The 18,586-nt window shown below is 66.5% G+C and carries 14 protein-coding genes; 11 read left to right on the forward strand and 3 right to left on the reverse strand.

Annotated elements, in window-relative coordinates:
- Positions 1-4 precede the first annotated feature (4 nt).
- Positions 5-1,138 carry an iron uptake system protein EfeO gene (gene efeO, locus FK531_RS04525; RefSeq protein ID WP_181762818.1) on the forward strand — a complete coding sequence of 378 codons (1,134 nt, stop codon included), beginning with the start codon at positions 5-7 and terminating at the stop codon, positions 1,136-1,138.
- Entirely contained in the window at positions 1,119-2,447 is a 1,329-nt protein-coding gene (efeB, locus tag FK531_RS04530) for an iron uptake transporter deferrochelatase/peroxidase subunit (protein WP_142095600.1), read from the forward strand. The genes efeO and efeB overlap by 20 nt, the downstream gene beginning before the upstream one ends.
- Here efeB and FK531_RS04535 read toward each other — a convergent pair whose 3' ends face one another.
- Positions 2,448-3,074 (reverse strand): RNA polymerase sigma factor, encoded by a 627-nt coding sequence (locus FK531_RS04535; protein ID WP_142095602.1) that lies wholly within the window; start codon positions 3,072-3,074, stop codon positions 2,448-2,450. It abuts the gene before it with no gap.
- Between the two features lie 310 nt (positions 3,075-3,384).
- On the reverse strand, positions 3,385-4,155 hold the full coding sequence (locus FK531_RS04540) for a class I SAM-dependent methyltransferase (RefSeq protein ID WP_142095604.1): 771 nt from the start codon (positions 4,153-4,155) through the stop codon (positions 3,385-3,387).
- 335 nt (positions 4,156-4,490) lie between these two features.
- Between FK531_RS04540 and FK531_RS04545 the strand changes: the two genes are divergently transcribed.
- From FK531_RS04545 to FK531_RS04585, 9 genes are all read left to right on the forward strand, one after another.
- Positions 4,491-5,312, forward strand: coding sequence for a glycosyltransferase family 2 protein (locus FK531_RS04545; RefSeq protein ID WP_142095606.1), 822 nt, complete (start codon positions 4,491-4,493; stop codon positions 5,310-5,312).
- Positions 5,309-6,622: a glycosyltransferase family 2 protein gene (locus tag FK531_RS04550; protein ID WP_142095608.1), complete on the forward strand. Its 1,314-nt coding sequence runs from the start codon at positions 5,309-5,311 to the stop codon at positions 6,620-6,622. Before FK531_RS04545 ends, FK531_RS04550 begins: the two co-directional genes overlap by 4 nt.
- Positions 6,619-7,617, forward strand: coding sequence for a glycosyltransferase family 2 protein (locus tag FK531_RS04555; protein ID WP_142095610.1), 999 nt, complete (start codon positions 6,619-6,621; stop codon positions 7,615-7,617). The genes FK531_RS04550 and FK531_RS04555 overlap by 4 nt, the downstream gene beginning before the upstream one ends.
- Positions 7,614-8,465 (forward strand): polysaccharide deacetylase family protein, encoded by an 852-nt coding sequence (locus tag FK531_RS04560; protein ID WP_142095612.1) that lies wholly within the window; start codon positions 7,614-7,616, stop codon positions 8,463-8,465. The genes FK531_RS04555 and FK531_RS04560 overlap by 4 nt, the downstream gene beginning before the upstream one ends.
- Positions 8,462-9,436 carry a UDP-glucose 4-epimerase GalE gene (galE, locus tag FK531_RS04565; protein WP_142095614.1) on the forward strand — a complete coding sequence of 325 codons (975 nt, stop codon included), beginning with the start codon at positions 8,462-8,464 and terminating at the stop codon, positions 9,434-9,436. Before FK531_RS04560 ends, galE begins: the two co-directional genes overlap by 4 nt.
- 101 nt (positions 9,437-9,537) lie before the next feature.
- A complete protein-coding gene (locus FK531_RS04570) occupies positions 9,538-10,743 on the forward strand; it encodes a glycosyltransferase family 2 protein (protein ID WP_181762819.1) in 1,206 nt (401 codons plus the stop codon).
- Positions 10,740-13,073, forward strand: a complete 2,334-nt coding sequence (locus FK531_RS04575) for a phosphotransferase (protein ID WP_142095618.1) — start codon at positions 10,740-10,742, stop codon at positions 13,071-13,073. The genes FK531_RS04570 and FK531_RS04575 overlap by 4 nt, the downstream gene beginning before the upstream one ends.
- Positions 13,070-15,742 (forward strand): HAD hydrolase family protein, encoded by a 2,673-nt coding sequence (locus FK531_RS04580; protein ID WP_142095620.1) that lies wholly within the window; start codon positions 13,070-13,072, stop codon positions 15,740-15,742. The genes FK531_RS04575 and FK531_RS04580 overlap by 4 nt, the downstream gene beginning before the upstream one ends.
- Positions 15,736-16,776, forward strand: a complete 1,041-nt coding sequence (locus FK531_RS04585; protein ID WP_181762820.1) for a GNAT family N-acetyltransferase — start codon at positions 15,736-15,738, stop codon at positions 16,774-16,776. The genes FK531_RS04580 and FK531_RS04585 overlap by 7 nt, the downstream gene beginning before the upstream one ends.
- Here the strand turns inward: FK531_RS04585 and FK531_RS04590 are convergent.
- Positions 16,745-18,574, reverse strand: coding sequence for a putative bifunctional diguanylate cyclase/phosphodiesterase (locus FK531_RS04590; protein WP_246097875.1), 1,830 nt, complete (start codon positions 18,572-18,574; stop codon positions 16,745-16,747). The genes FK531_RS04585 and FK531_RS04590 overlap by 32 nt on opposite strands.
- Positions 18,575-18,586: the final 12 nt, after the last annotated feature.

The raw sequence follows: 18,586 nt of genomic DNA on the forward strand, positions 1-18,586 counted from the left end.
GCTCGTGCGTCGTTCCACCACTGCCCTCGCCCTCGTGGCGATCGCGCCCCTTGCCCTCGCCGCCTGCACCTCCAAGTCGGATGAGACGGCGGAGTCGATCGCGGTCACCGCGACGGACACCACCTGTGACGTCGCGGCGAACACCGCCACCGCAGGCACCACGACCTTCTCCATCACCAACAACGGCTCGAAGGTCACCGAGTTCTACGTCTACGGGGCGGGCGACCGGGTGATGGGCGAGGTCGAGAACGTCGGTCCGGGCCTGACGCGGCAGCTGATCGTCAACCTGCCCGAGGCGGGCACCTTCCACACCGCCTGCAAGCCCGGAATGGTCGGCGAGGGCATCCGCGCCGAGTTCACCGTGACCGGCAATGCCGCCGCACCGACCGACGAGTCCGGCCAGCTCGCCACGGCCGCGGCCGGCTACAAGCAGTACGTCACCGGGCAGGTCTCGGCGCTGCAGGAGTCCGCCGCCAAGTTCGTGGCCGCGATCAAGGCCGGCGACATCGAGTCGGCGAAGGCCCAGTACCCCCTCGCCCGCACGTACTACGAGCGCATCGAGCCGATCGCCGAGTCCTTCCCCGACGACCTCGACCCGCGCATCGACCTTCGCGAGGCGAACGTCGAGCCCGGCCAGAAGTGGACCGGCTTCCACCGTCTGGAGAAGGACCTCTGGGTGACGGGACCGCAGCCGGATACCAATGCGATGGCCGACCAGCTGCTCACCGACCTGAAGGAGCTCGCCGACGGCATCGCCGCCGACGACTTCGCCATCGACCCGATCCAGGTCGCAGGCGGCGCCCAGACTCTGCTCGACGAGATCTCGCGTACCAAGATCACCGGCGAGGAGGACATCTTCAGCCACACCGACCTGTGGGACTTCCAGGCTAACGTGGACGGCTCGCAGGCCGCGATCGCCTCGGTGCGCCCGATCCTGGACGAGCGGAACAAGGACCTGGCGGCCCGGATCGACCAGCGGTTCGCGGAGCTGGACGCCGAGCTCGCCCAGTACCGCCGCGGCGACGGCTTCGTGTTCTACGACACCGTGACCGAGCCGCAGCGGCAGGCCCTCTCGCACAAGATCGACGCATTGTCCGCCGAGGTGAGCCAGGTGCAGGGTGTCGTCGCCGGACAGTAACGAGCCCATCCAGACGAGTCCGCAGCCGGCCAAGATCTCCCGGCGCCGTCTCTTCGGCGCTGTCGGGGCCGGCGCGGTCATCGCGGCCGGCGCGGGCGCGGCGGTCGGGCGCCTGACCGCGCCCGAGTCGGCGTCCGAGTACGGCGACGTCGTCGCGTTTCACGGTGAACATCAGGCCGGGATCGTCACTCCCGCGCAGGACCGGATGCACTTCGTCGCCTTCGACGTGACCACCGACTCGCGCGACGCACTCGTGGCCTTGTTGCGCAAGTGGACCGAAATGGCCGAGCGGATGACCGTGGGCGAGGAGGCTCACCCGGACGGCGCGATCGGGGCCGGCGAGTACAAGCCACCGAGCGACACCGGCGAGGCCCTCGACCTCGACGCCTGCCAGCTCACGCTGACCATCGGCTTCGGTCCGTCACTGTTCACCACACCCGACGGCCGGGACCGGTTCGGCATCGCCGACAAGCGTCCGACGGCGCTGGTGGAACTGCCGAAGTTCACCGGCGACGCGCTCGAGCCGGCCCGCAGCGGCGGCGACATCTGCATCCAGGCCTGTGCCAACGATCCTCAGGTGGCGGTGCACGCGATCCGGAACCTGGCCCGCGTCGGTTTCGGCACGGTCGCGGTGAAGTGGTCGCAGCTCGGCTTCGGACGCACCTCCTCGACGTCCACCTCACAGACGACGCCGCGAAACCTGTTCGGGTTCAAGGACGGAACCCGCAACATCAAGGCCGAGGAGACATCGACGGTGTCGGACTTCGTCTGGGTCGACCCGAAGGACGACCAGCCCTGGATGGGCGGCGGCTCGTACCTGGTGGCCCGGCGGATCCGCATGCTGATCGAGCCGTGGGACCGGACCGTGCTGCACGAGCAGGAACGAGTCATCGGGCGCAGCAAGGGAACCGGTGCACCACTAGGACAGAAGGCCGAGTTCGACGAGCTCGACCTCGACTCGAAGGGCCCTCGCGGTCCGCTCATCGACAAGGATGCGCACGTCCGACTCGCGTCCAAGGAAGAACTCGGCGGGATCCAGATCCTGCGCCGCGGTTACAACTTCACCGACGGCTCCGACGGTTTCGGCCACCTGGATGCGGGACTGTTCTTCATCGCGTACTGCCGCGACCCGCAGAAGCAGTTCGTACCGATGCAGCAGTCGCTGGCCCACAACGACGCGATGAACGAGTACATCAAACACGTCGGCTCGGCGCTCTTCGCGGTTCCACCGGGGGTCCGCGCGGGCGAGTTCTGGGGTTCGTCGCTGTTCGGGGCGCCTCCGGGGCCGGTCGCTGAGGCCGAGAAGTAGTTACGGGAACACGCCCTCGCCGAGGATTTCACGTAGGTGGGTCAAACATCGTCCGCGCAACGGCCCGATTCCCCCGACCGCGCGGCCGAGCCGTCGAGCCATCTCGACATACGAGGGCTCGGCAGGATCGAGGAAGAGTCCGCACAGCAGATCCCGACACGGCGAGTCGAGACGCTGTAATGCGTTGTACACGACGGAGGATCGCTCCCAGTCCCCGATCGGATCATCATGGCAAGCCACATCGTCGGGAAGTTGCTGGTACTCGTGGCGCCCCTGGCACGCACGCCACGCCTGCCGGCGTGCCACGGTGATCAACCAGAAGGGCAGTCGCTCGACGTCGCGGACCTGATCGATCGAGTTGAAGAGCGCAATGAACGTCGTCTGGGTGACGTCGGCAGCGTCATCCCTGGTGAGCCCGTTTCGCAACGCGGTACTGAAGACGAGCCGTTCGTATCGAGTGACCACTTCGGTCCAGGCCGCGGACTCACCGCACCGGCACCGCTGCAGGAGGTCATGATCCACAGGTACATCGACGGCTTCGCAGCCGAGGCACGGCGGCGACCGGTGCGAATCGCAGAGGGCCGACGGCGACACTCGGGTTTCAATACCTAACGTTTGAAACTCCATTAGAAACCACACCTTTTCCCCGTTTCAAGCATTGACGATACACACCAAACCTCCTCAAGTCCCCTATCAGAGGCGATCGGATATGATTTGAAGCTCAGAAACAGGGCGACCGATGACGCGGACAAGCCCTCGTTGCGCACGGCCTTCAGAAGGCCCGCTCAGAGAGCCCACTACGACGAACGCGACGAGACCGCCACCGGAATTCGGAGCCGCGCCAACGCCTTCTTCGCAGACCGGCACCTTGCCCTCGGGGCGCCTGACTTTGCCGAATCCTGCTACAGATCAATGAAGTTCGCCTGAATAGACGAGGTCAATGCCGCCGGCTGTCCAACTCGATCAGCTTCCGCGTGATCCACGACCTCGCCATCGAGAATCGATATACGCTCTGTCCCGCAATCCGTTGAATCTCGGTGTGGAACTTGATTTCACAGTTCGGTTCCGAAGACCAGGTGTCCAGGAAGCGCACCCATGGTCTCGGATCTCCCCAGGTCGCATACAGTTTCGCAGGGGAGAGCGCAATGGGATTCAAGCCGCGATCGATGGCTGCCCAGACAGCTGCGGGAACACCAGGTGTGTGTTCAGACCGAATGTCGTCGAACACGACGACGCCCTGGGGCGCTGACAGAGTGCGCGTCGACTCGACGTCAGTCTTCACATGCTCATAGAGATGGGATCCGTCGACATGCACGAACCGGTGCGTGCCGTGGGACGCACGGTTCGCGATGATCGAACTCGACCCATGGACGATCACCGGCAGCGAGTCGTGAAATTCGAGATACTTGCTCCGAAACCGCTGCTCCGTCAGCTTTCCGTAGTTGCGCGCGTTTTCCTCGTTGTTCTCGATGTCATCCGCAGGAGAGCCGAAAAGATCGACCACCGTGAAGGTTTCACCTGGTGCGAGCGAGGAGCCGATCAAGATTGCACTCTTCCCGAAGTATGTGCCGATTTCGGCAAGATCTCCCCTACCGACGATCCGCCGCGACTCGGCGAGGAACACCCTGAACAACGCCTGATCGAGCGGCCAAAACCAGCCCGGCACCCTATTCAAGTTCTTGGCGCAGATCGGGAGCTGGGATCCCATGCCCAGTGATGCTACGCCAGCTCGTTCAGATTGCCCTGGGGAATCTAGCCATCTCCCGCCGGGGATGGCGGCGATCCGGGCAGCCAGCACCCGGCGCTTCACTACACTGCAGCGAATGTCAAGTGCGGGTTCGGTTTCCAAGCCCAACCTGCCTGATGGGACGACACCGATACCGTCGCCACGAAATATTCATGCCGGCACGGGATCAGACCGGCCGTCGCAGCGCACTCATCTAAATAAGTGTTCACAGCAGACTCCTCCTGTCGTCGCAGGGCTTGTGTGGCGATCCACGAGGTTCGCGGTGAACAGGGCACTGGCGGGGAAGGGACGCAATCATGACGCCGGCATCGGCTGCAACAAGCAGGACGAACAACCAGCCACGAGAGCCATCGCCCCGCAGCGATGCGGTAGCAGCTCCGATCCAGGACAGCCGGACCGGAACGGTAAGCCTGATCATCCCCACCAAGAACGAGGCACGAAACCTGGCCTGGGTGTTGGAGCAGGTTCCCGACTGCATCGATGAAATCGTGTTGGTGGACGGAGAGTCCGTCGACGCCACACGAACCATGGCACTCGCGTGCCGCCCGGACATTCGGGTTGTCGCGCAGAACGGCCCCGGCAAGGGCAACGCTTTGCGCACCGGATTTCTGGCAAGTACCGGTGACGTCGTCGTGATGATCGACGCCGATGGCAGCATGTCGGCCCAGGAGATTCCCCATTACCTGCACTTTCTGGACAATGGATACGACTTCGTGAAGGGGTCGCGGTTCATCTGCGGCGGCGGTTCACTGGACATCACCATCTTCAGGCAAGCGGGCAACCGTGCGCTCCTCCACCTGGTCAATGTGCTCTACGGGACGAATCTCACCGATCTGTGCTACGGCTTCTGTGCATTCCACCGTCGGTATCTGGACCATCTCCACCTCACCGCGTCGGGCTTCGACATCGAGGCCCAGATGACTATTCACGCTGTGCAGGCCGGGCTTCGGATTGCCGAAGTGCCCAGCCTGGAGTTGCCGCGCCGTAGTGGTCGCTCGAACTTGCACGCAGTCTCCGACGGGAGCCTGGTCCTGCGTGCCATTCTGCGCGATCACCGGACCGGCCTGTCAGGAAGGCTGGTCCAGGCGCTTCGCCGCGACGGAACACAGCCGCTATGAGTCGGCCCGCTGCCGGGGCGATGGAGGCGGTGCTCGTCGGCGACCTGGACGTAGACGCTCCGATTCCAGCGCTCGAGCGCGCCGGCAGGTACAGAGAGGCTCGACTGCTCGTGCGACTGCACACCCGCCCGGTGGGTGAGGTCGTCGTGCCACTCTCCCACGATCGACTGGCGCCGGATCGAGTGGTCGAGGCCGTGTGGTCCCAGCTGGGCGACCGCATCGTCGATCACATGGTGGTCGACCAGTTGCCGGCCCCACGGATGCTGTCCACGGCGGGGCTGATCGACTCCCCCGCACCGCCGTGTCTCGAGCGGAGGTCCACCATGACGGTCCCGTCCGTCACCGTGATGGTCGCAACCAGAGACCGCACCGAAAGCGTGCTGCGCTGCCTGAAATCACTAGAAGCACTGGACTATCCAAGTTTCGATGTGGTCGTCGTGGACAGCGCACCCAGCACACCCGAGACCGAGCGGGCGCTGACAGGCGGTCACTCGTGGAGATACCCGTTCACATACGTTCGCGCCGACCGGCCCGGCCTCGCGTTCGCGCACAACACCGCACTGCCGGCCGTCACAGGCGAGGTGGTGGCGTTCACCGACGACGACGTCCAAGTGGATTCACACTGGCTCATGGCCCTGGCCGAGGGTTTCGACGACCCGGCAGTAACCTGTGTGACCGGTCTGATCCTGGCCGCCGAGCTCGAGACGCCCGCCCAGTTGTTGTTGGAGCAGTCCGGCGGATTCGCACGGGGATACGTCGAGCGACGATTCAGCCTGAACAACCCGCCGGACGACCAACTGTTCCCGTTCACCGCCGGGCGTTTCGGCTCCGGTGCCAACATGGCTTTCCGGACCGATTGGCTGCGCGGACACGGGGGCTTCGACTGGGCCACCGGCGCGGGGACCCCGGCGCGCGGGGGTGACGACCTCCTGTCCTTTCTTCACGTGATCCTCGACGGCGGTGACCTCGTCTACCAGCCGGCGGCGATCTTGCGGCACTGGCACCGGCGCGAGTATGCCGGGCTGCGCCGACAGGCCTTCGGATACGGGGTCGGACTGGGTTCGTACCTCGCCGCCTCGGCCTGCGCGCAACCGTCCCTGGTGCCGGTGATGCTTCGGCGTGGAGTACCGGCGCTTCGGCACATGCTCGGATCTGCCTCGGCCAAGAACCGGGGCAGGCGCCCGGGCTTTCCTTCGGAGTTGATCTGGCGGGAGCGCGCTGGACTGGTCGCCGGACCGTTCGCGTACACCGCGAGCCGGTGGCGCTACCGCGGCACCCGCGACTCGACGCGTCAAGGAGCCGATCGATGAGCGAGCCCGAGCCCGCACTTGCGAGGCACCGCGCCAATCCGACTGTGTCGGTGGTGATCTGTTGCTACACACCACAGCGCTGGACGCAATTGACCGCGGCGATCGAGTCGGTCGGACAGCAGACTCTGCCCGCATCCGAGGTTCTGGTGGTGGTCGATCACTGCCCCGCGCTGACGGAGATGGTGCGTCGGAATCACCCGAACGTCCGAACGCTGGAAAATGTTGGCCCACAAGGACTGTCGGGTGCCCGCAACTCCGGAGTGGCCGCCAGCGGAGGCGACATCGTCGCCTTCCTCGACGACGATGCCGTCGCGGCGTGCGACTGGCTGGAGGTGCTGGTGGCCGCCTACACAGACGACCGGGTGCTCGGCGTCGGCGGGCATGTCGAGCCGGCCTGGCAGTCCGGGCGCCCCGACTGGTTCCCGCACGAATTCGACTGGGTCGTGGGTTGCAGTCACCCGGGACAGCCTTCCGTACCCGCGGCGGTGCGCAACTTCATCGGTGCGAACATGTCATTCCGTCGCCTCGAACTAGCCGAAATCGGCGGGTTTCGTACCGATCTGGGGCGCATCGGTACACGACCACTCGGATGCGAAGAAACCGAACTGTGTCTCCGGCTCGCCGCCCGCCGCCCGGACGGCATCCTCCGTCACCAGCCTGCCGCGACCGTTCACCATCACGTGCCCTCTGCGCGAGGCACCTGGACCTATTTTCGGCAACGCTGCTTCGCCGAAGGACTTTCGAAGGCTGTGGTCGCGCGATCGTGTGGGCCGCACCGCGCACTGGCGGCCGAGCGCCCCTACATGGTGCAGATACTGCCGCGGGGGTTCGCACGCGCATTGGTCGCCCGAATCGACGGCACGGATCCGGCGGGAATGCGGCGGGCCGCCGCCCTCCTCGCCGGTCTGATCATCACGTGTGGGGGCTACGCCACCGGACGGATGCGACGGCCACACGCGGCGACACTCGCCGGACACCTCAGGACCGCCCGATGACTGGGCCGTTCCCCGTGCTGCTGTATCACGCGATCGGGACCGACCGCTCGTCCTGGATCGCGCCGTTCTCGGTGTCAGCCAGCACATTCGAGCGGCACCTCGAACTCGTCTCCTACTCCGGACGCACCGCGCTGACCGTCGGTGAGCTGCGTTTGGGCATGGCGGGCAACCCGCCGCTGCCTGCGCGACCGGTCGTCATCACCTTCGACGACGGGTTCGCCGAGATTGCCGATGTCGCAACGCCACTGTTGGCCCGGTGGGGAATGCCTGCCACCGTCTACCTCACCACCGGATTCGTCGGCTCGGTGAGCCCCGGCGGCGACCGGATGCTGAGCTGGGCGGCGGCCGGGGAAGTGGCCGACGCAGGCCTCGAGATCGGCGCGCACTCCGTCACCCACCCGCAGTTGGACACGCTGTCGATTGCCGACGCCCGCGCCGAAGTCACGCGATGCCGAACCGAGTTGCAGGACCGGCTGGATGTGCCGGTGGGCAGCTTTGCCTATCCGCATGGCTACTCCAGCCGCGCTGTTCGACAGCTCGTCGCGCAGGCCGGTTACGACTCGGCCTGCTCGGTCAAGAATGCGCTGGCCACCGCGTCGGACCCGTGGTACTCGATCGCCCGGCTCACCGTCACCGACCGGACCACCGACGAACAGCTCACGGCCTGGCTCGGCGGCCGCGGAGCGCCTGTTGCCACACCTGGCGATCGGATGGCAACTCGCCTCTGGCGCATGTACCGAAGAACTCGCACCCTGGCGACCCGTGGGCGCCAACGGCCGCACGCCGAATCCGCCGAGCGGCCGTCGTCGCCGGAGGGCCCGCACCATCCCGGAGGAGGACTGCCATGATCTTGCTCGTAACCGGCGGAGCCGGATATATCGGTACGCACGTCGTCCGCGCACTACTCCGTGACGGCCACCGAGTTGCCGTGATCGACGACCTCTCCACCGGGAATCCGGATCTGCTGCCGGCCGAAGCACCGTTGCAGGTCGGCTCGGTGCTCGACACCGACTTCCTCGCCGGGGTCATGCTCGAGTACGGCACGCAAGGCGTCGTCCACCTTGCCGGACGCAAAGCCGTGGACGAATCCATCGCGCAACCACTGCTCTACTACCGGCAGAACGTGCTCGGGGTGCACAGTCTGCTGACAGCCATGGTTCGCGTCGGCGTCCCGCGGATCGTGTTCTCCTCCAGCGCTGCGGTGTACGGCACACCCTCGACCGGACTGGTCACGGAAGAGTCGCGAACTGTTCCCGAGACCCCGTACGGATGGTCGAAGCTCATGTGCGAACGAATGATTCGCGACACCGCCCGCGCCGAGAGGCTGAGCTGGTCTGCGCTGCGGTATTTCAACGTCGCCGGTGCAGCGGAACCTCGGCTCGCCGATCGGGGTATCCACAATCTGATACCGCGGGTCCTTCGGGCCGTCAGCTCCGGCACCCGCCCGCAGATTTACGGCGATACCTATCCGACGCCGGACGGCACGTGCATCCGCGACTACATCCACGTCGCGGACTTGGCCGCGGCGCACGCCGTCGTCGTCCGACGCATGTGCACGACGGACGTCGCCGCCACCTACAACGTCGGCACGGGATGCGGTGCGAGCGTTGTGCAGATCATGCATGCCGTCCGGCGCGCGACCGGCGTGGACTTCGAATGGGAGTTCACCGCAGCCAGACCCGGCGACCCAGCCCGCGTCGTCGCCGACGCGCGCCTGATTCGCGCCAGTCTCGGATGGTGCCCGATCCACGACCTCGACGACATCGTCCGCAGTGCGTGGGCAGGGTGGTCGGCAACTGCCACCGTGGGGCGGTCATGAGACCGGAGGGGCCAGCGTCCATGCTGGTCGGCGACCTCGACCTCGACCGCCCGATTCCACGGGTCCCATGCGGTGCACAACACGTCGCCGCAAGGCTTCTCGTGCGGCTGCACACCCTACCGGTCTGCGAGGTCGTCCTTCCGACGGACGGAAAGGCGTTGCGCCCGGTCGACATAGCGACCTCGATCTGGCCGCAGATCCGCTCCAGGGTGGCTGCGCACCTCGACGCAGACGGGGTTCCGGTTCCTGATCGACTCCCCCTCACAGGACTCCCCCGTCTCCCGGCTCCGAATTGCCTGCGCGGCCAGACCCTGACGGCGCCAGAGGCACCGACCGCCACCATCGTCATAGACGCCGACGACCGTCCGGCAAGTCTCATCCACTGCCTTGCCTCGCTGTCCCGGCTGGACTATCCGGCAGAGTTCGACGTGGTGGTCATCGACAGCACACCGGGCGGTACGACCACCGCGGAAGCACTCGGCAAGACCTCCGCATGGCCGTTCGAACTGCGCTACCTTCGGACTGCTCGACACGGGTCGGCGCTCGCACACAACACCGCGCTGCCATTCGTCACCGGCCGGCTCGTAGCCTTCATCGACAACGACGTCGAGGTCGATCCACGCTGGCTGGCCGCGCTCGCCGAAGGTTTCACCGACCCCTCCGCGACCTGCGTGACCGGACTGATCCTGCCGGCAGAGCTCGAGACGCACGCACAACTGTGGATGGAACAGGCCGGCGGCTTCACACGGGGGTTCACCCGCCTCGACTATCGGAAGGGTCGGCCACCGCCCGACGGACTGTTTCCGTTCACCGCAGGTCGCTTCGGATCCGGGATGAACATGGCCTTCCGAACCGAATGGCTGTTGGGTACAGGAGGATTCGACCCAGCGACTGGGGCGGGAACGCCGGCCAGAGGCGGGGACGATCTGATCGCGTTCCTCCGGGTGATCATGGACGGAAAGTTGCTCGTCTATCAGCCGGCCGCGATCGTGCGGCACCGACACCGGCGCGAGTACGCCGGGCTACGCAAGCAGTCCTACGGCTACGGCGTCGGGCTCGGCGCATATCTGACCGCCTCGCTCTGCGAGGACCCCGCACTGCTGGCTCCGATGCTGCGGCGCGCTGCCCCCGCAATGCGATACCTGCTCGGCCGCGGCTCCGCAAAGAACGCGGGCAAACAGCCCGGGTTCCCGCTGGAACTGGTGTGGCGCGAGCGACTTGGCCTGTGCGCCGGACCATTTGCCTATGCGACGAGTCGGTGGCAACACCGCAAGACCGAACGGCCGACGTGGAAGGTCGCCGGGTGAACGCGGCCCAGGCGTTGGCGCGCCGGTTCGCGGCCTCGTGGCGCGAGCCGATGTACCGCAGCGGATACCTACTGGTGGCCAATTCGGCACTCACCAGCGCGGCCGGAGTGGGGTTCTGGACGCTCGCGGCCCGGTTGTACCCACCCGAAGTGGTGGGTGCCAACTCCGCAGCTGTCTCGGCGATGATGTTCCTCGCCGGAATCGCACAGTTGAACATGATGAACGTTCTTCTGCGCTTCGTTCCGATCGCAGGCACCGACGCACGTCGCATGACCACCACTGCGTTGATCGTCGGCGCCGGCCTGTCGGGGCTGGCCGCGGTCGTGTTCCTGGCCGGTTTGCGCCAGTGGTCCCCCGGGTTGACCGAACTGCTTCGCGGCCCGATCGCGTTGAGTTTCGTTGTCGCCACCATGGGCTGGGCCGTGTTCGTGATTCAGGATTCGGCTCTGGTGGCGGTCGGTCGGGCCGTCGCGGTTCCAGCGGAGAACTTGGGCTTCGCGCTGGTCAAGGTCGCGCTGGTGGTCTGGTTCGCGCAGCTTCTTCCCGGCGCTGGGATCTGGGCCGCCTGGGCAGCGGCGATGATCGTGGCGGTGTCGATCACCACGGGGTACCTGTTCGCTCGGGCGATCCCGAGGTTCGCTGCCACCGCTCACTCCGCGAGCAGGGCGCACTCGTTGCGCGTTGTAGGCCGCTATCTCGGCCCCGACTACCTCAGTTCACTGGCCTGGATTGCCTGCACCTCGCTGATCCCGGTGCTGGTGCTCAACATCGCCGGGGCCCGGGAAGCCGCGGTGTTCGCGCTGGCCTGGTTGGTGGGCACAGCACTGTACGACGCGCCATCGGCTTTCGGTCAGTCGTTGGTTGCCCACGGCGTGGGCGACCAGACGCGGTTGGACGAACGGTTTCGGCAGGTTCGCCGGCACACGCTGGCGCTGGTGATACCCGGCGTTGTCGTGCTTGTGTTGTTCACGCCCTTCGTGCTGACGTTCTTCGGGCCGTTCTACGCAGCGAACGGGACCGCGACGCTGAGGCTGTTCGCCCTGTCCGCGATACCCAACGTCGAGGTGGCACTGTCGGTGAGCCGGGCGCGCGCAGCCAGCGACATGCGTACGGTGGTGGCCGCGATGACGACCCTCGCCGCAATCGTCATCGGGCTCACCGTGATTCTCGTCCCCCACATCGGCATCGCCGGTGCCGGAGTGGCCTGGTTGACTGCGCAGCTCGTCGTGGCCGCGGCATTGGTCGTGCGCCGCCGGCCTACCCGGGTAGTGCCCGTGCGTCTGGGCGCGATGCCGCACACCGTTCGTCTCGGGCCCGCGGGCAAATCGACCCGCACCGTGCGCCGCATCCTCGCCGACGTACCCGGGAAGTGGGACGTGGAACGGCCCATTCCCACGGTCGCCGACACGGCAGTGATCCTGGTGCGGTCCCACTCCGGTCGTTCTGGTGTCCTCAAGATGAGCACCACAGATCGCGGCGCCGAGGATCTACGGCGGGAGGTCGACATACTTCGGCGCCTGCGGGAGGACAACCGGCTCGGCGCCTGGCGAGCGCTGATACCCGTGGTCCTCGAGGCCACGCACAGTGAGTCCGGCGACTACCTGCTGGCCAGCCGACTGCCCGGCCGAGACGCGCGGGACCGGGCGTGCCTCCCCTCGGCGGCGCTGGACGCGATCGAGCCGCTGCACCAGCTCGACGCGCGCACGACGACAGCCGATGCCACACTGCTGGTTCGGTGGGTCGATGAACCGTCAGAGGTGCTCCGGCGCGCTGTCCGTCCCGGAAAGTCGTGCGCCGCAATAGATCGCCTGGTCGCAGCGCTGCACGACGACTTGGAGGGCCGGCCGGTCCGGCTCGGCTGGACGCACGGCGATTTCCACCCCGGGAATCTGATGCTGGCCGACAGCGGCTCCGTGAGCGGGATCATCGACTGGGGGCGGGCACACCCCGATGACCTCGCCGTCCTCGACACCACACATTGGCTGTTGACCTCACCCGTACCGGGCCGCCGCAAGGAGTTCGGCAGACGGGTCGCGGACCGTCTCGCTGCCGAGAGCTGCTGGAGCCCGGCCGAAACACTGATGCTGCACAGCAGCCAACCGGCCGACCCGCTCCCTGCACGCGCATTGTTGCTGCTGAGTTGGCTCCGCCACGTCACCGACAACCTCTCGAAGTCTCAACGCTACACATCCAGTCCAATCTGGATGCACCGCAACGTCATTCCTGTTCTACGTCAGGTCGGCACAATGAACTACGGCACCCACACACCGACGCCGGACACAACCGCCCTCACCTTGTCGCCGGCCCACTACATTCGGCGCATGACATGACCGCCACAGTGTCCCCCCAGGTGAATGTCCCCACAGCGCCCCTGCAGGCGGCCAACCTGCTGTGCACCGGTGAGATGGTGGCGGACCGGCTCCAGGAGGCGCTGCGGCGCCGGGACTGGCTCGATGCGTTCCTGCTCGCAGCCGGACTGGTCCAGTTGATCGAGGACCGGCTACACCCCGACCCGATGCAACTCCGTCGAGCGGCCAGCTACATGCGTGCACACGGCTCGGCACCAGCGCGCGCCGCCGGCGCGCTCGCCTCTGCCTGCGCGACGGTCCTGAGCCGGCCCGCCCAGCGGCGAACGTTGATCGAGATCCGCAATGCGCTGGCCGCCCTGACGTCTGCGCTGGCCGCGCTGGTTCTCGATCCTGACGCGGTGACTTCCGTCGAACCCGATTCGCTGCCACCGATCCCACCCGGCGCATTCGGCCTCGATGTGATCCGATTGCCCGCCTGCTTCACCAGCTTCGACCAGCACCCTGACGACGCGAGATGGATGGCCCGCACATATCTCGATCAGTACCCCGACCGCGGCGCGCCGATCGCGGTGGTGGGAGTACGCACCTCCGGCGACTACCTCGCCCCGCTGCAGGCGGCCGCGCTGGAGGCAGCGGGCGTGACTCGCGTAGAGGTACTCAGCTATCGGCCCGGGCAGCCATTTCTGCGCACGGACGAGTGGCGGCTGCGTGACATCGCGCGGTCCGGCGGTCGTGTGCTGATCACGGACGACCCGCCCGGGTCCGGCGGGTCGCTTGCCGCCGCGGCAACCGCGGTCGGCGCGGCGGGCGTCCCAGATTCTTCGATCGTGTTGCTGATTCCCCTGTTCGCCGACACCGAGGATCCTCCCGTCGCGCTGTTCCGATGGCCCGCGGTCACCCAGCCGTGGACCGAGTGGAGCGTGCATCAGCGACTCACCCCCGACTCGGTCGGTCGGGCGCTCACCCGACTGCTCGGCGCCGATTGGCAGGTTCAACTGCCGAGACCGAGGCCGCTCCCCCCGTCAATCCGTCCGCGCGGCCACGTCCGGTGCCGGTTCCTGGTTCGAGTGGTCAACCGCAGTACGGGGCAGACCGAGGATCGGGACATCCTGGTGGAGGGCGCCGGACTCGGTTACCTCGGCCGGCATTCGATAGCCGTCGCCGAAGGACTCGACGGCCACCTTCCCCGGGTGTACGGGTTCGACGACGGTCTCCTCTACCGCGACTGGCTGCCGTCCGCCGGGCGGCCACCCACGGAACAGGCGGTGATCCGCGCGATCGTCGACTACGTCACGGAAAGAAGCAAGAAATTGGCTGTACGCACGGATCCCACTCCCCGGCTGCGCGGCCGAGCCCCGGCCTGGGAGGTCGCGGCCGAACTTCTGGCGAAAATGTACGGTCCGCTGGCACCGCCCGCGCAGTTGTGCCTACTCGAACCTGTTGTTCGGCGGCTGATGTTCGCAGCCGAAACCAATGTGGTGGACGGCAAGACCGACACCCGACACTGGTTGGCCGACCCGGCCGCCGACGGCCTGCTACGCAAGGTCGACTTCCACGACCGCGCGTTCAGCAACCTCGAATTGGTCTGCTACGACCCGGTATTCGACCTCGCCGGCGCCGCGGCCGACCCCCCGTCCGCGGCGTTCGGCGCTCGGCTCCGTGCGGCCTACGAACATACAACCGGACAGCACGTGGACGGCGAACGCTGGCTGCTGTACCGCCTCGGCCAGCTGTGGCGACTGGACAGGACGGGCGAGGTTCCAGCGGCACGAATGGCGCGCCAATCCGCGGCCGCCGTCCACGACTATCTCGCCGACCTGTACCTGGCCGACCTGCGACCGACGAGTGGTCCACTCTGCGCGATCGACCTGGACGGCGTGCTGGAATCGGACCCACTCGGTTTTCCGGCCACGACCCCGGCCGGTGTCCTCGCACTACGGGCACTGACCAGCCACGGATATCGGCCGGTGCTGGTCACAGGTCGCAGCCTTGTCGACGCGCGCGACCGCTGTGTGTCGTTCGGCCTCGCCGGCGCGGTCGCCGAGTACGGCGCGGTCTGCTATCGACGCGAAAGCGGAACGGTGACCGACCTGCGCCGGACCGACCAACGCGCGATGCTCGACCGGATCCGCGCCGCACTCGGTCGGCACCCGGACGTCCAGATCGACCCCGACTACCAGTACATCGTCCGTGCGAGGCTGCGGGACGGCCCGCTGCCCAATGGCTTGCTCGACCAGATTCCGGAATCAGCGGATCCCGCAGTCCGGGTAATCCACGGCCAAGGCCAGACCGACCTGATCGTCGAGGGCATCGACAAGGGCGCGGGTCTGCGGGCCCTGGCGGGCGAGCTGTCCGCCAGCGAATGCGCATTGGCAGTTGGCGACTCGGCGCCGGACCTCGCGATGTTCGACCTGGCCGCACTCGCCCGCGCCCCGCGCAACGCCGATAGGGCAGTGCGCTTCGCCGGCATACCGTTGACCCGGCGCGCGTACCAGTCGGGACTCGCGGAGGCATGTGCCGATCTGCTCGGACACCGACCGGGCGGGTGCCCGACCTGCCGGACGCCTGCACTTGCTCCGCGCTCGACCGTTCTGCTCACCGTGCTCGGCCTACGCGAGGACGATCTCCGAGCCCTCACCACCCGCACCGCGCGGCTGGTCGCCCTCACTCTGGGGAGGTCGCGATGGTAGCCATGCGAGTCGACAGCCCTGCACCCCGCGGGGAGTGGCGCGACATCATTGCACGCGACGCCGAGGCACTGCCCGAGCACGCGCCGGAATGGGTCGATGCCCTCTGCGAGGGCCACGAATTCGCGGATGCGAGTCGCCTGTACGAGTTTTCCGACGGTCGCCGGTTCGTGCTACCCCTGGTCCGGCGCCGAGGACCTGCCGGCGTCGGCGGCTGGCTCACGTCCTACCCGATTGCCCGGGGAATGGGTGGGCTGATCGGCAACGACCTCGACGCGGGCGTCGTGTCTTCAGTCGTCGCCGATCTCCGCCAGTCGGGAGCGACGCGGGTCTGGATTCGTCCCAACCCGCTCACTGCGAACCAGTGGACATCGTCACGCGGAACGGGCGTCACGGCCATAGCACGGCGGGCACACGTCATCGATCTCGCGGGCGGCCCCGACGCCGTACTGACCCGTATGCACCGCTCCACCCGTCGAGGACTGCGCGTGGCGGAGCGTTCGGGGGTGCGGATCGAGATCGACCGAACCGGACGGCTGCTGCCCGTCCACTACGAGCTCTTCAACGCGTCGGTGGAACGCTGGGCTCGACATCAGCACGAGCCGCTGGTGCTGGCACGGTGGAGGGCGCAACGACGCGATCCGCTGCGAAGGATGCAATGCATCGCCCGACACATGGGCGATGCCTTCGTCGTGCTGGTGGCTTTCGTGGACGACACCCCGGCGGCATCGGGTATCACCCTGCTCGGACAGACTGCGCACGACATTCGCGCGGCGATGGACCGGGACATCGCCGGCCCGAGCCGAGCGAACGAACTACTCCAATGGCACGCGGTCAGGCTTGCCTGCGAACGCGGGTGCGCCCGGCACCACCTGGGCGAGTCCGGGAATTCGGTCGGACTGTCCCAGTTCAAGGAACGCTTCGGCGCCGCCGCCGTCCCGTACGCGGAGTATCGGATCGAACGATTGCCCTACACACCCCTCGACCTGGCATTGCGAGGCATGGTCAAGAGGGTCCTGGGGTTTCACGATTCGTGATCAGCAGGTCACGCACCATGTCTGCCGGCAGCGGGCGGTGCAGCAGGAAACCCTGGGCTCGATAGCAACCGAGGTCGAGGAGGGTGCGAGCGGCCATCTCGGTCTCCACCCCTTCCGCCACCAGAATGAGATCGAACGACTTCGCAAGAGTGACAATGGATTTGACAATGGCCAGATCGGCCGGACTGTCGCCGAGATCGCGAATGAATTCGCGGTCGATCTTGAGGACGTCGAACTGCAGCTGCTTGAGCTGTGCCAGTGAGCTGTAGCCGGAACCGAAGTCGTCGATAGCCACCTGAACACCCAGGCCCGCGAGCCCGCGCAGTGCACGTCGGGTGCGATCGACGTCGCTCACCACTGCGTTCTCGGTGATCTCGAGGCATACGTTGCCACCGTCGATGCCGTACTCACCCAACTCTCGGGCGATGGAGTCGACGAAGTCCGCACCGACCAATTGCCCTGGCGACACGTTGACCCGCAGGACCACGTCCAGACCTGCGATCTCCGACCACCACTGGGCATACTGACGGAACGCGCTCCGAATAACCCAGGTACCCAACTCGGTTGCGAGGTTGGTCGACTCCGCGACGTGGATGAACGACTCCGGCATCAGCAGGCCGAGGAGCGGATGTTCCCATCGCAGCAGCGCTTCCACCGCAACGATCACACCGCTGCGCATGTCCACCTCGGGTTGGTAGACCAGATGCAGGCAGTCGTCGCTTATCGATGACCGCAAGCTCAGCTCGACGATGTCGCGACTCTCGCTCTCGGCCCGAATCTCTTCGGTGAACGCGGCGATACCATTGCCGCCCCGAGATTTCGCGGCAAGGAGAGCCTGATCAGCCTGCCGCAGCAGGTCCGCACTGGAGCATTGCCCAGGTATGCCCACTGTGACGCCGATGCTCGCACTTCTTGTCACGAAGACGCTGCCGATGGCTACCCTCTCGCTGACGATGTCCATGATCCCCGTCGCCATGATCTGGGCAGCTGCAAGGTCGAGTTCCCGACCGAACACCACGACAAATTCGTCCCCGCCCAATCGGGCGACGACGTCCTCCTGGCCGAGGTGGTCTTTCAGCCGGGCACCCACTGCCATGATGAAGGCATCTCCGGCAGTGTGACCGAGGAAGTCGTTGACGGATTTGAGTCTGTCCAGGTCGAGAAACAAGATTGCGACAGGGCCCGGCATTCCGGGAGCAATCCGGTGCTCGAGGTACTCCGCCAGGAACCGACGGTTCACCAGACCGGTCAGTTCGTCGTGGTCAGCCGAGTAGCGCAGTTGCTCCTCCGCGCGCACCCTCTCCTGGACCTGGGTCAGCAACGAGGCAATTGCCTTGAGCACGTTCACTTCCGCGGCGGTCCAGGAGTGGTCGCCGTATTTGATGAAGCCCAACGTACCGGTCGTCACGTCCCCCGAGACGAGAGGAACCGCAGCCAGCGTCACTTGCGGCACTCCCGCGCCCCTTGCCACTCGTTCCTGATACTCGGAGTTGTCCTGGCCCGGACGAACGAATCCGACCTCCTTCAGGTTCGCTGCTTGTGCGAATTCTGGTTCGGCATCGGCGAAGTAGACGACGCCGAGCGGGTCCGGATCTGGGATGACCTGCCTCTTCGGCCATTCGGCAACCAGGATGGTCGCACCGATTACATGGTCGTTACGCCTCAGCAAGCACGCATCGAGTTCGAAGTGGTCGACCAGGTCGCGCAGAACCTGCTCGGCAACGGTCACCCACGTCTCCGCATACGCTGCGCTCAATCGCGAAGCGACGGCGGTGACCAGTTCCTCGAGACTGCGCACGGATATTCGATT

Origin of the sequence: Rhodococcus spelaei (assembly GCF_006704125.1) — a bacterium.
Lineage (GTDB): Bacteria > Actinomycetota > Actinomycetes > Mycobacteriales > Mycobacteriaceae > Rhodococcus_G > Rhodococcus_G spelaei.